The 13,763-nt window shown below is 63.4% G+C and carries 9 protein-coding genes; 7 read left to right on the top strand and 2 right to left on the bottom strand.

All coding sequences use genetic code 11. The annotated features are described in order from the left end of the window. Positions 1–150 precede the first annotated feature (150 nt). The gene (locus GST84_12375; protein ID XGB13124.1) at positions 151–744 is read right to left on the bottom strand and encodes a transglycosylase SLT domain-containing protein; all 594 of its coding nucleotides are present in this window, start codon (positions 742–744) and stop codon (positions 151–153) included. Between the two features lie 185 nt (positions 745–929). On the opposite strand from GST84_12375, the gene gspG reads away from it, so the two are divergent. From gspG to GST84_12340, 7 genes are all read left to right on the top strand, one after another. After that, the gene (gene gspG / locus GST84_12370) at positions 930–1,355 is read left to right on the top strand and encodes a type II secretion system major pseudopilin GspG (GenBank protein ID XGB13123.1); all 426 of its coding nucleotides are present in this window, start codon (positions 930–932) and stop codon (positions 1,353–1,355) included. An 11-nt stretch (positions 1,356–1,366) separates the two neighbouring features. Beyond that, complete coding sequence (locus GST84_12365; GenBank protein ID XGB13122.1) at positions 1,367–2,557, top strand: type II secretion system F family protein; 1,191 nt, start codon at positions 1,367–1,369, stop codon at positions 2,555–2,557. A gap of 191 nt (positions 2,558–2,748) precedes the next feature. Continuing rightward, a complete protein-coding gene (locus GST84_12360) occupies positions 2,749–3,990 on the top strand; it encodes an efflux RND transporter periplasmic adaptor subunit (protein XGB13121.1) in 1,242 nt (413 codons plus the stop codon). A 12-nt stretch (positions 3,991–4,002) separates the two neighbouring features. Next, positions 4,003–7,182, top strand: a complete 3,180-nt coding sequence (locus tag GST84_12355; protein XGB13120.1) for a multidrug efflux RND transporter permease subunit — start codon at positions 4,003–4,005, stop codon at positions 7,180–7,182. Next, entirely contained in the window at positions 7,179–8,594 is a 1,416-nt protein-coding gene (locus tag GST84_12350) for an efflux transporter outer membrane subunit (GenBank protein XGB13119.1), read from the top strand. The genes GST84_12355 and GST84_12350 overlap by 4 nt, the downstream gene beginning before the upstream one ends. A 224-nt stretch (positions 8,595–8,818) precedes the next feature. After that, positions 8,819–9,874 carry a tetratricopeptide repeat protein gene (locus GST84_12345; protein ID XGB13118.1) on the top strand — a complete coding sequence of 352 codons (1,056 nt, stop codon included), beginning with the start codon at positions 8,819–8,821 and terminating at the stop codon, positions 9,872–9,874. Positions 9,875–9,952: 78 nt separating this feature from the next. After that, entirely contained in the window at positions 9,953–11,569 is a 1,617-nt protein-coding gene (locus tag GST84_12340; protein XGB13117.1) for a response regulator, read from the top strand. A gap of 4 nt (positions 11,570–11,573) precedes the next feature. Here the strand turns inward: GST84_12340 and GST84_12335 are convergent, their stop codons facing one another. Then, complete coding sequence (locus GST84_12335; GenBank protein XGB13116.1) at positions 11,574–13,637, bottom strand: response regulator; 2,064 nt, start codon at positions 13,635–13,637, stop codon at positions 11,574–11,576. Positions 13,638–13,763 lie beyond the last annotated feature (126 nt).

The following is a 13,763-nucleotide window of genomic DNA, read 5'->3' as shown; positions in this document are numbered from 1 at the left end:
TTTAGAAGGTTATAGCCCAGACTTGGGGAATCCATGGTATTAAATTGATGGCATCCGCCGAAGGGTATTGATCCCCTCCTCACTTCACCCTACCCGATACAGCCGAAGGTGGCGCTGCCCCTGTGGAATACGGGAGCTGCAAGCCAGGTGTTACAAGGGCGAATCATCAGTCAACCCTTGCAACTTGCGATATTCGCGCAGCACCGTGGGCACATAGCGCCGGGTCTCGGCAAACGGCGGCACGGCACCGCGCCGCAATACAGCATCCGGGCCGGCGTTGTAGGCCGCCACAGCCAAGGTGATGTCATTGTCGAACAGGGTAAGCATTTGCTTGAGGTAGCGTGCCCCGCCTTGCACATTGTCTTCAGGGTCCAGCCGGTCTTGCACCCCCATCTCGCGGGCGGTATCCGGCATCAGTTGCATCAACCCAACTGCCCCCGCCCGCGAACGGGCTTTGGGGTTGTAGCCGGACTCGGCCTTGATCACCGCGTGCAGCAGCGCCGGCGGCACGTTGTGGATGCGCGCAGCCGTGGCGACGACCTCGGCGTAAGGGCGGCCAGTGATCATCTGCGCCTTGACCGGCCCACCCTGGGACAGCGGCTCGTTGATCACCTTCTCATAGTGGCGCCCTGGTCGATGGACATTGGTCAGCACGTAGCCACCCTTGGCATCGATTGAGATGTACACATCGGCCTGGGCAGCACCTGCCGCCAGCCAGATCAAACCGAGGATGAGTCCACGCATGCCGGTCGCCTCTTCGTCGTGGCCCCGATGTGGGGGAAATGCCCCGGAAAACCCGAGGACAGTCACCACGACGCAAGCACTGTGCCGCTTCCTGTGCCCCATGGCGCAAGGCCCCGGGGCAGACGTGCACGGCTGTTGCATGGTGCATGTCAACGCTTGTCCCCATAGCAGTGGAGGGCTTCACCATGCAGCGCAGAACCAACCCGCAACGTGGCTTCACTCTGCTTGAACTCCTGGTGGTACTGGTGGTACTCGGCCTGCTGGCCGGCATCGTCGCGCCCAAGTACTTCAGTCAGCTAGGCCGCTCCGAGGCCAAGGTTGCGCGGGCGCAGATTGAGGGGCTGAGCAAGGCCCTGGACCTGTACCGCCTGGAGGTCGGCCACTACCCCAACAGCGAACAAGGCTTGCAGGCACTGGTGGTCGCCCCCAGTGGCGAGGCTCGCTGGACCGGCCCGTACCTGCAGAAGGCCGTGCCGCAAGACCCGTGGGGCCGCCCGTATATCTACCGGCAACCCGGCGAGAACGGCGGTGAGTACGACCTGCTGTCGATGGGCAAGGACGGCCAGCCGGGTGGCGATGGGGAAAACGCCGAAATTACCAGCTGGCAGTAAGGAGAGCGGCCATGCGCTACAGCCTCAAGGCCCTGGGTAGGCAGGGCGTGGTGCAGTTGCAGATCGATGCCGAGGACGCGGACCAGGCCCGCCGCCAGGCCGAAGACCAAGGCCTGCGTGTGCTCAGCCTGCGCAGCAGCGGCGGCGCCTTGCGCGGCATGGCCTGGCGCCGTGAAGCGGCGTTCGACCTGGTGCTGTTCAGCCAGGAACTGTCAACCTTGCTCAATGCCGGCCTGCCGCTGATCGACGCACTGGAAAGCCTGGCGGAGAAGAGCCCGGCAGCGACAGCGCGCAAGGTGCTCGCCGAGCTGGTACGCCAGTTGTACGAGGGCCGCTCGCTGTCCCAGGCACTGGGCCAGCAACCGCGTGTATTCCCGCCGTTGTATGTGGCGCTGGTGCAGTCCAGTGAACGCACCGGCGCCCTGGGCGATGCCCTCACCCGCTATATCAGCTATCGCCAGCGCCTGGACCTGGTCCGACAGAAGCTGGTGGGTGCCTCGGTCTACCCGTTGCTGCTGTTGCTGGTGGGGGGTGGGGTGGTGCTGTTCCTGCTCGGCTATGTGGTGCCGCGTTTCAGCCAAGTGTTCGAGGGCATGGGCACCGAACTACCCTGGTTGTCACGGGTACTGATGCAGGTCGGCCTGTTTCTGCATGCCCAGCAAGCGCCCCTGGCGCTGGGCAGCGTCGGTGGGGTCGCGGCGCTTTGGCTGCTGCGTAGGCACCCGCGTGTACGGTACTGGGCCTCCTGCCAACTGCGGCGCCTGCCAGCACTGCACCAGCGCCTGATGATGTACGAGCTGGCGCGCTTCTATCGCTCGCTGGGCATCCTGCTGCAAGGCGGCATTCCCATCCTCACCGCCATGGGCATGGCCCGCGGCCTGCTCGGCAACGCAGCAGCGCAGGGCCTGGAGCAGGCCTGCCAGCGGGTGGGCGAAGGGCTGCCGCTCTCCGATGCACTGGCGGCCGGGCACCTGGTGACGCCGGTTTCACTGCGCCTGCTGAGGGCTGGCGAGCAGTCCGGCAACCTGGGCGAGATGCTGGAGCGCTGCGCCGATTTCCATGACCAGGAAATCGGCCGCTGGGTGGAATGGTTCGTCAAACTGTTCGAGCCGTTGCTGATGACCTTCATCGGCCTGCTGATCGGCCTGATCGTGATCCTCATGTACATGCCGATTTTCGAGCTGGCCTCAAGCATTCACTGAATGGCCAGGCCCAGGTTTTCGCGTAAAGGGATGCCTGCACAGGCAGTGCGCTTCGCCCAACCATGGCCGTCATCGATAATTGATCCCCACCTATCATTCAGCGTGATATTAACCTTCGCCCCGTTCGATTCGTACCTCACGCGCAACACACTCACACTCCGCCCACTACTAATACATTGGCGGAGTTCTCCATGGAACAATCACTCAAACCCTTGCGCTTCCCCCTCGCTGCCCTGGCAGTGGTGGTGATCAGCGCTTGCGGTCGAACCCCCGACGCCGTGCAGGCGCCCGCCGCGCCGAAGGTAAGCGTGGCCAAGGTGATCGAGCAACCGATCACCGAATGGGACGAGTTCACCGGCCGCCTCGAAGCCCCGGAAACCGTCGAAGTGCGCCCGCGGGTCTCCGGCCAGATCGACCGGGTGGCCTTCACTGAAGGCGCCCAGGTCAAAAAAGGCGACCTGCTGTTCCAGATCGACCCGCGCCCGTTCCAGGCAGAAGTACGCCGCCTCGAAGCCCAGTTGCAACAGGCCAAGGCCACCGCCATCCGCAGCGCCAATGAAGCCCGCCGCGGCGAGCGCCTGCGTGACAGTAACGCCATTTCCGCCGAACTGGCCGAATCGCGCAGCAGTGCTGCCGCCGAAGCCCGTGCCGGCGTCGATGCGATCCAGGCCCAGCTCGACCTGGCGCGCCTGAACCTCAGCTTTACCCGCGTCACTGCGCCCATCAGTGGCCGTGTCAGCCGCGCCGAGTTCACCGCCGGCAACATCGTCACCGCCGATGTCACCCCGCTGACCAGCGTGGTATCCACCGACAAAGTCTACGCCTACTTCGACGCCGACGAGCGCGTGTACCTCAAGTACACCCAGCTGGCCCGCGAAGGCCAGCGTGGCCAGAGCACCCCGGTATACCTGGGGCTGACCAACGAAAGCGGCAACCCGCACCTGGGCCACATGAACTTCGTCGACAATCAGGTCAATCCGCGCACTGGCACCATCCGGGGTCGCGCGGTATTCGACAACAGCGACGGCGAGTTCACACCAGGCTTGTATGCGCGTCTGAAACTGGTCGGCAGCGCCCAGTACGACGCCATGCTGATCAACGACGAAGCCGTGGGTACCGACCTTGGCAAGAAGTTCGTGCTGGTGATGGGCAAGGACAACAAAGCCACCTACCGCACCGTGGAACTGGGGCCGAAACTTGAAGGCTTGCGCATCGTCCGCAGCGGCCTGGACAAGGGCGAACGCATCGTGGTGAAGGGCCTGCAGCGCGTGCGCCCTGGTTCGCCGGTAACCCCGGAGGAAACACCGATGGCCAGCGAGCAAACCCTCGCCGCTCTTGCACGGCAGCGTCAGGCCCTGGAGGCCAGCAACCCGGCGCCGAAAATGGCGGGCAATAACGTGAAAGTCGCCGGCGCCCAGGCGCCACGCGGTTAAGGGACCCTACCGATGAACTTCTCGAAATTCTTCATTACCCGGCCGATCTTCGCCGCGGTGCTGTCGCTGGTGCTGCTGATTGCGGGTTCTATCTCGCTGTTCCAGCTGCCGATCAGCGAATACCCCGAAGTGGTTCCGCCCACCGTGGTGGTGCGCGCCAACTTCCCAGGCGCCAACCCCAAGGTCATCGGCGAAACCGTTGCCGCGCCGCTGGAGCAGGCCATTACCGGAGTGGAGAACATGCTGTACATGTCCTCCCAGTCCACTGCCGATGGCAAGCTGACGCTGACCATCACCTTCGCCCTGGGTACCGACCTGGACAACGCCCAGGTGCAGGTGCAGAACCGCGTCACCCGTACCCAGCCAAAGCTGCCCGAGGAAGTGACCCGTATCGGTATCACCGTCGACAAGGCCTCGCCTGACCTGACCATGGTCGTGCACCTGACCTCGCCGGACAACCGCTACGACATGCTCTATCTGTCCAACTACGCCATCCTCAACATCAAGGACGAGCTGGCGCGCCTGGGCGGCGTAGGTGACGTGCAGCTGTTCGGCATGGGCGACTACTCGCTGCGCGTATGGCTGGACCCGAACAAGACCGCTTCGCGCAACCTGACAGCCAGTGATGTGGTAGCCGCCATCCGCGAGCAGAACCGCCAGGTGGCCGCCGGCCAGCTGGGCGCACCGCCTGCCCCAGGCTCGACCAGCTTCCAGCTGTCGATCAATACCCAGGGCCGCCTGGTCAACGAGGAAGAGTTCGAAAACATCATCATCCGCGCCGGTGCCGATGGCGAAATCACCCGCCTGAAGGACATCGCCCGGGTCGAACTCGGCTCCAGCCAGTACGCCCTGCGCTCGCTGCTGAACAACCAGCCGGCGGTGGCCATCCCGATCTTCCAGCGCCCAGGCTCCAATGCCATCGAGATCTCCGACGAAGTGCGGGCGAAAATGGCCGAGCTGAAAAAGGACTTCCCGGAAGGGATGGACTACAGCATCGTCTATGACCCGACCATCTTCGTGCGCGGCTCCATCGAAGCGGTGGTGCACACCCTGTTCGAAGCCCTGGTGCTGGTGGTGCTGGTGGTGATCCTGTTCCTGCAGACCTGGCGCGCCTCGATCATCCCGCTGCTGGCTGTGCCGGTCTCGCTGATCGGTACCTTCGCGGTCATGCACCTGTTCGGCTTTTCACTCAACGCGCTGTCGTTGTTCGGGCTGGTGCTCGCCATCGGTATCGTGGTGGACGATGCCATCGTCGTGGTGGAGAACGTCGAACGTAACATCGGGCTGGGCCTGAAGCCGCTGGAAGCCACGCAGAAAGCCATGAGCGAAGTGACCGGGCCGATCATCGCCACCGCCCTGGTACTGTGCGCTGTGTTCGTACCTGCTGCGTTCATTTCCGGCCTGACCGGGCAGTTCTACAAGCAGTTCGCCCTGACCATCGCCATTTCGACCGTCATTTCGGCGTTCAACTCGCTGACCCTGTCGCCAGCCCTGGCTGCGGTGCTGCTCAAGGAACACCACGCACCCAAGGACCGCTTCTCGCGGTTCCTCGACAAACTGCTGGGCAGCTGGCTGTTCTCCCCGTTCAACCGTTTCTTCGACCGTGCGTCCAACCGCTACGTCGGTGGCGTGCGCCGGGTCATCCGCTCCAGTGGCATCGCCCTGTTCGTGTATGCCGGCCTGATGGGCCTGACCTACCTGGGCTTCTCGTCCACCCCGACCGGTTTCGTGCCGGCCCAGGACAAGCAGTACCTGGTGGCCTTCGCCCAACTGCCGGACGCGGCCAGCCTCGACCGTACCGAAGCGGTGATCAAGCGCATGAGCGAAATCGCCCTCAAGCAGCCTGGCGTGGCCGACTCGGTGGCCTTCCCGGGCCTGTCTATCAATGGTTTCACCAACAGCCCGAACAGCGGCATCGTGTTCACCCCGCTCAAGCCATTCGATGAGCGCAAGGACCCGAGCCAGTCAGCGGCAGCCATCGCAGCCGCACTGAATGCCCAGTTCGCCGACATCCAGGACGCCTACATCGCGATCTTCCCGCCACCGCCGGTACAAGGCCTGGGCACGATTGGCGGCTTCCGTCTGCAAATCGAAGACCGTGGCAACCTGGGTTACGAGGCGCTGTATAAAGAAACCCAGAACATCATCGCCAAGAGCCACAACGTCCCAGAGCTGGCCGGCCTGTTCACCAGCTACCAGGTCAACGTGCCACAAGTCGATGCCGCCATCGACCGGGAAAAGGCCAAGACCCACGGGGTGGCGATCACCGACATCTTCGACACCCTGCAGGTCTACCTGGGCTCGTTGTACACCAACGACTTCAACCGCTTCGGCCGTACCTATCAGGTCAACGTCCAGGCGGAGCAGCAGTTCCGCCTTGATGCCGAGCAGATCGGCCAACTGAAGGTGCGCAACAACCTTGGCGAGATGATCCCGCTGGCGACCTTCCTCAAGGTCAGCGATACCTCGGGGCCGGACCGGGTCATGCACTACAACGGCTTCATCACTGCCGAGATCAACGGTGCCGCCGCACCGGGCTACAGCTCTGGTCAGGCGGAAGCTGCAATCGAGAAGCTGCTGAAAGAGGAATTGCCCAACGGCATGACCTTCGAGTGGACCGACCTGACCTACCAGCAGATCCTCTCGGGCAATACCGCGCTGCTGGTGTTCCCGCTGTGCGTGCTGCTGGCGTTCCTGGTGCTGGCCGCCCAGTACGAAAGCTGGAGCCTGCCGCTGGCGGTGATCCTGATCGTGCCAATGACCCTGCTGTCGGCCATCACCGGTGTGATCGTATCGGGTGGCGACAACAACATCTTCACCCAGATCGGCCTGATCGTACTGGTGGGCCTGGCGTGCAAGAACGCGATCCTGATCGTCGAATTCGCCAAGGATGAACAGGCCAAGGGCCTCGACCCGCTGGCTGCGGTGCTGGAAGCCTGCCGCCTGCGTCTGCGGCCGATCCTGATGACCTCGATCGCCTTCATCATGGGCGTGGTGCCCCTGGTGTTCAGCTCCGGTGCAGGTTCGGAAATGCGCCATGCCATGGGTGTGGCGGTGTTCTCGGGGATGATCGGCGTCACCGTGTTTGGCCTGTTCCTGACCCCGGTGTTCTTCTTCCTGATCCGCCGTTTCGTCGAGCGTCGCCAGGCCCGCAAGGCTGAACACGCTCAAGTGCTGGAGAACCACGCATGAACCTGCTCAAACCCCTGACCCCAAGCCTGCTGGCACTGGCCCTGGCGGCCTGTGCGGTAGGCCCGGACTACCAGGCGCCAGCTACCGAACCTGCACAACTGGGCAGCGATGTGCAGGCCAAGGCCTACGACCGAAGCCGCTTCGAGAGCCTGTGGTGGAAGCAGTTCGACGACCCGGTGCTGAACCAGCTGGTGCAGGCTTCGCTGGACGGCAACCGTGACTTGCGCGTTGCCTTCGCCCGCCTGAAATCGGCCCGCTCGATCCGCGAAGACGCCGAGAACGACCCGTTCCCGGTGGTCACCAGCCGTGCCAGCAGCGATCTCGGCAAGGGCCAGATCCCCGGCCAGACCACGCAGCGGGTGAACAGTGAGCGCTACGACCTGGGCCTGGACATGGCCTGGGAACTTGACCTGTTCGGCCGCATCCAGCGCCAGATCGAAGCCAGCGAAGCCCAGGAAGCGGCGGCCGCCGCCGACCTGCAACAGCTGCAGGTCAGCCTGATCGCCGAACTGGTCGATGCCTACGGGCAACTGCGCGGTGCCCAGTTGCGCGAAAAGATTGCCCTGGCCAACCTGAAGACCCAGCAGGAATCACGCACCATTACCGAAACCCTGCGCGATGCCGGCGTGGGCAATGACCTCGACGTGGTGCGTGCCGATGCGCGCCTGGCCGGGGTCGAAGCCACCGTACCGCAACTGCAAGCCGAACAGGCTCGGGCTCGGCACCGCATCGCCACCCTGCTCGGCCAGCGCCCTGACGCGCTCAGCGTAGACCTGTCGCCCAAGGCACTGCCGGCCATCGCCAAGGCGTTGCCGGTGGGTGACCCGGGTGAGTTGCTGCGCCGTCGCCCGGACATCCGCAGCGCTGAACGCCAACTGGCGGCCGCCACCGCCAACGTTGGCGTGGCCACCGCCGACCTGTTCCCCCGTGTCAGCCTCAGTGGCTTCCTCGGCTTTACCGCCGCCCGCGGCTCGCAGATCGGCTCTTCGGCGGCCAACGCCTGGGCGCTGGGCCCGAGCATTACCTGGGCAGCCTTCGACCTGGGCAGCGTGCGGGCCCGCCTGCGCGGCGCCAAGGCCGATGCCGAAGGGGCACTGGCCAACTACGAACAGCAGGTGCTGCTGGCCTTGGAGGAGTCGGCCAATGCCTTCAGCGATTACGACAAGACCCAGCAGCGTCTGCTGTCGCTGATGCGCCAGAGCGATGCCAGCCGCAAGGCAGCAGAACTGGCCTCGATTCGATATCGCGAGGGCACCGTGGACTACCTGGTACTGCTTGATGCCGAGCGCGAGCGGCTAAGTGCTGAAGATGCGCAAGCCCAGGGTGAAGTCGAGCTGTACCGCGGCATCGTCTCGATCTACAAGGCCCTGGGCGGCGGCTGGCAACCAGAGACGGTGGCCAGCGCACACTGACACACCCCGTTTCAACGGCTCCTTTGGTTGGCTCCTCCCCCAACCGCTTGCCCCGCAGGCCATGGTCTGCGGGGCTTTTTTACGTTTGCCATTTATTTACAACAATACACAATGCATGGAATGCCAGCGCAGGCTTGGCTCATGGCAAGCGCCTTGGCCGGCTCGGTTGCATTTACCCCCCGGCTGGCCCAAGCTCAGCCCTTCCCGCCGCCACGGATCGTCCGATGCCCAGACGCAACCGCTACCTGATCGCCCTGCTGTTGTTGGTTCTGGTATCGGCCCTGTTCGGCTACCTGTGGCGCGACGCCCCGCCAACCCCGCCGAACTTGCCAGCACACAGCTACGCCAAGGCGCTACGCCTGGCCCACGACGGCCAGCCCGGTGCCGCACGGGTGCTGTACCAGCAATTGCAGCGTAACGACCTGCCTGCCATCCGCCGGGCGGCGCTCTACGCCGAATTGCCCAACTACCCCTCGCCACAGGCATTGAAACTGGCCAGACAGGACCTGGAACAGGCCGACCCGTTGGTGCGCCGAGCGGCCATTGCCAGTATCCGCCGCCTGTTACCGCCCGCACAGCGCAGCCTGGTACTCGGCCCGCTGCTGGACGACGGTGAGCAAAGCGTGCGCTTTGCCGCCGTGGATGCCCTGCTGGGCCTCGATCCCGACGCCATCGGCCTCTATTTCGGCCCGCTGCAATCAGCGCTGGAACAATACCAACAGGCCCTGGAGCAACAACCCGAAGATGCCGACGCCCAGGTGCACCTGGCGCGCCTTTACCTGCACGAAAACGACTACACGCACGCCGCGGCGGCCCTGCACCGTGCGCTCGCGGTCGCCCCCGGCAACCTTGAAGCCTTGGCGACTCAGGTACGTCTGCTCGAGCGCCAGGGCCATCACGATGCCTCCCGCCAGGTCCTGGGCAAAGCCCTTGCGCTGAGCCCCGACTCGGCCTTTCTGCAGTATGAGCTAGGGCTTTGGCTCAATCGTCACGAACAGCGTGAGTATGCCTTGCTGGCGTTGTCCCGCGCCGTGGAACTGGACCCGGACAACGCCGACTACCGCTACACACTGGCGGTCACCCTGCATCAGCTGGACCAGCTCGACGCCGCCCAGAAGCAACTGGAAACCATACTCAATCGCCAGCCAGCCAATCGCCGGGCACGGGTGCTGCTGATCCAGTACTGGAAAGAGTCCGGCCAACTGCAGAACGTGCAAGTATCGCTAGCCGAGCTGGAGCGCCAAAACCCGGACGACCCTGCACTGCAACAAGGCCTGTAGGCAGAACCTGGATTCAGTTGAACCCTGAGGTTGTAGCAAGGTCCAGTGGGTATCAGGCCACCCTAAAGGAGAGTCGTTTTGGCCAGTTCGTTGGCGCTGGATGAACGTGCCTTGATCCTCGCACCGCCAGAACTGGCGGCGGACACCTCGCGTCTGCTGACTTCTGCGGGCATCAACAGCCTCTGCGCGGTCGACCTGGCCAACCTGCAGGCGCGTCTGGCCGAAGGCGCAGGCTTGGCGATCATTGCCGAGCAGGTGTTCAACCAAGGCCCAAGCGCCTTGCTACAGGCATTCATCGACCAGCAACCGAGCTGGTCGGATTTGCCCATTGTGCTGGTGACCCAGGGTGCCTGGTCGGCAGCTGGCGTGAGTCATCATCCGGTGGGCAATCTTCTATGGCTGGTCGCGCCTTTCGAGAATGCCCAATTGTTGCACATGACCCGGTCCGCGCTACGCAACCGCCGGCGACAGTACGTCACCCGTGACCAGCTCTATGGCATGCAGCAGCGCCTGGACAGCCGGCCTTCAACGCCGGAAAAAGAGCAGGACCGTAGTGAATTCGCCCGCTGCCAGGCACGCAAGATGGAGGCCATCGGCCAACTGGCCGGCGGCGTCGCCCATGACTTCAACAACCTGCTCACCAGCATCAGCGGCAGTTTCGAACTTGTGCAGCGGCGACTGCGCCAAGGCCGCAGCGACGGCCTGGATGGCGTTCTGTGCATGGGCCGCGAGGCCGTTTCGCGCGCTGCCCGCCTGACCCACCGCCTGCTTGCCTTCTCTTCCCGCCAATCGCTGCACAGCCAACGTATAGACCTGCCTACCTTGCTCGATGTAAAGCGCCTGAAGGCTTGCCTGAGCCCGGCAATAACCCTGCAAGTGCACGCGGCTAAAAACCTGTGGCCCGTGGAGGCGGATGACCAGCAGTTGCAAGAAGCCCTCGACAACCTGCTGCTCAATGCCAGCGAGGCCATGCCCAACGGTGGCCTGCTACGCATCGAGGCAAGCAATCATCGCATCTCCACCGAGCAGTTCGGTGACGGCGCTTTGCGCACCGGCGACTATGTGCGCCTGCGAATCATCGACAGCGGCCAAGGCATGGCGCAAAGCACGCTGGAGCACGCCTTCGAGCCGTTCTTCAGCACCAAGGCGACCGGCCAGGGCATTGGCCTGGGGTTGTCGATGGTGTACGGCTTCAGCAAGCAGTCCCACGGGCATATCACCCTCAGCAGCGAGATTGGCCAGGGAACCCAGGTGGAGCTGTATTTGCCACGCAATGTCGACCAGGCCCTGCCCTCCAGCGAGCCTGTGCCCCCCAGGCAAGACGGCTGCAGCCGACAGGTGCTGATTGTCGAGGACGATCCCCATGTGCGCCAACTGCTCTGCCAGGCGCTGCGCGAAAACGGCTTCCCCTGCCAAAGCGCAGCCGACGCCAACGAGGGCCTGAATGTGCTGCGCTCGGCACAACCGGTGGATTTGCTGGTCACTGATGTGGGCTTGCCCGGCATGAACGGCCGGCAACTGGCAGAAATTGCCCGCAGCCTGCGCCCACAATTACCGGTGCTGTTCATCACCGGTTACGCGGAAACAGCCATGGCCCGTGAAGGCTTCCTGGGCGCGGGCATGCACCTGATCTGCAAGCCGTTCGAGTTGCAGCAGTTGCAGGCTCAAGTGACACAGATTCTAGGCAAACCTTGAAACGCTACGCGTCAAGCATGCGTAGCGCCTCATCGGCAAGGTGTGCCAGCGAAAACGGCTTGTTCAATAATGCCGTGCCAGGCTGATCGAGCAATCGCGCTTCGATAGACTGGTCCGCATAACCGGTGATAAACAAAATTTTCTGTTGTGCAAGCTGCATGCGCATGGCCTTGGCCACTTGCCGGCCACTGAATCCACCTGGCAAACCGATATCGGTTATGACCAGATCGAAAGGGCCGCCATTGCGGAAGCGCTCCAGTGCGGTATTGGCATCGCCCACATCCGTGACATCAAAACCACGCTCAGTCAGGTACTCGCGCATGACCGCGCGCAGATCAAATTCATCATCCACCAGCAGCAGGCGCTCGCCCCGTGCCATGCGCTGCGAAAAGGCTACTGGCAAAGGCTCATCGGGAACCGGCTCATGGCTCCTCGGGAAAAGCATGGAAACCTTGGTGCCCTGTTCCGGCGTCGACTCGATCCAGGCATAGCCGCCTGACTGACGGACAAAGCCATACACCATCGACAGACCAAGCCCGGCCCCACGACCGAGCGGCTTGGTGGTGTAGAACGGTTCAAAAGCCCTGGCGATATCCACTGCTGACATGCCATGGCCATCGTCCTCGACATGCACGGCCACGTAGTCGCCTGGCGGCAAGCCACCTTCATCCGGAAAGAAGGCTGTCAGCCGTTCGTTGACGCTGCTGATGGTGACATTGCCCTGTTCCAGGCACGCTTCACGCGCATTGGCACACAAGTTGATCAAGGCATTCTCGAGTTGGCGCACATCCAGGCTCACAGCCCAAGGCGTAACATCCAGTTGCCAGTGCAAACGCATCTCTGCCCCCAAGGCTCGCAGCAACAGAGGTTCGCTCAGAGGTAATTGCCGATTGAAGTCCAGTGGCCGAGGGGCCAATGGCTGAGGACGGGAAAATGCGATCAACCGATGGGTCAGATCCATGGCCCGCTGCACTGCGTCGCGCGCAACGTCCACGTAGGCTCCAGCACGCTCCAGCCGCCCCTCCTGCAGGCGCCGTTGCAGCAGTTCGAGGCTGCCACCGATACCGGACAGCAAGTTGTTCATTTCATGGCCCATGCCACCTGCCAACTGGCCAACCACCTCCATGCGCTCGTTGTTGCGCATCAGCGCCTCTGCCTGGCGCGCCGCCTCTTCACGGTCTGCGGTGATGTCCCGGCCAACCGCAGTCAGCAGGCTGCCGTCAAACCGCGCGCTCCAGCGAAACCAGTGGTAGTGGCCATCGCGGTGTCGCAGGCGGATCTCCAACTGCTCCGCCTGGCTGCATTGCAGCAGCCCGGACATTGCCAATTGGACTTCGGCACGCTCTGTCGGGTGCACCAGTTCCATCACCGACATTTCCTGCACCTGCTCTTGTGTCCAGCCCAGAATGCGGTACCAGGCCGGGTTGGCGGCATGCAGTTTCAATTCAGGGGTGAGCATCATCATCGCTTCGCGCGACAGCAACCAGAACTGCTCTCGCTCGGCCACATGGCGCTCGACCTGGCGCTCAAAGTTCTGCACCTGATCACGCCAATGGCGGTGCGCCTCGACGCTGGCTGTGGTCTCGATCACCGTATGCAGAAACCCGGCCACGTTACCGAGCTCATCGTGCAGGGGTGCATAACCGAATGCACACCATAGCGGTTCGGTCCCCTCACTGCGGGCGATGCGCAGGGGTGGGTCTTCGACAAAATTCGAGTGGCCTTCCAGTGCCTTGAACACCCAGGGCCCCACTGCTGGCCAGATATCATTCCACAGGGTATCGAACGCCATGCCCAGCGCATCCGGTAATGCCCGCAACGCCCGGTAGCCGTCGTTATGCACCACACACAGGTCTGGCCCCCAGACCACCGCACACGGGAAGGGCGACAAGTGCATCATGTCCACGGCAATGCGCAACGAGGCAGGCCAGCGCGACAATGGCCCAAGCGAGGTACGCCACCAGTCGAACTGGGCTATCCGCTCGCCCATCGGCTCGATCGATGGCAAAGCAGGCGAATGCAGGATGACCTGCGGTGCAGGCTCGCGTGGCGTACCGTTTGCGACCAATATCGTGACTCCAGCAATGCTCAGGGTTGACCACAGCGCCGCCAAGCCTGGCACGCGCGCCCGTGGATGGATTCAAGTTAGCACAGCACGTCCGGCACACCATGGCGGACTTGCTGGCGGCAGCTA

Source organism: Pseudomonas putida, assembly GCA_041879295.1.
Lineage (GTDB): Bacteria > Pseudomonadota > Gammaproteobacteria > Pseudomonadales > Pseudomonadaceae > Aquipseudomonas > Aquipseudomonas putida_Y.
This window is presented reverse-complemented; position numbering and strand designations above follow the sequence as displayed.

Coding starts and splice junctions, on each gene's coding strand:
- GST84_12375 (XGB13124.1), bottom strand. CDS start 744: ATGCGTGGACTCATCCTCGGTTTGATCTGGCTGGCGGCAGGTGCTGCC.
- GST84_12365 (XGB13122.1), top strand. CDS start 1,367: ATGCGCTACAGCCTCAAGGCCCTGGGTAGGCAGGGCGTGGTGCAGTTG.
- GST84_12355 (XGB13120.1), top strand. CDS start 4,003: ATGAACTTCTCGAAATTCTTCATTACCCGGCCGATCTTCGCCGCGGTG.
- GST84_12345 (XGB13118.1), top strand. CDS start 8,819: ATGCCCAGACGCAACCGCTACCTGATCGCCCTGCTGTTGTTGGTTCTG.
- GST84_12360 (XGB13121.1), top strand. CDS start 2,749: ATGGAACAATCACTCAAACCCTTGCGCTTCCCCCTCGCTGCCCTGGCA.
- GST84_12350 (XGB13119.1), top strand. CDS start 7,179: ATGAACCTGCTCAAACCCCTGACCCCAAGCCTGCTGGCACTGGCCCTG.
- gspG (XGB13123.1), top strand. CDS start 930: ATGCAGCGCAGAACCAACCCGCAACGTGGCTTCACTCTGCTTGAACTC.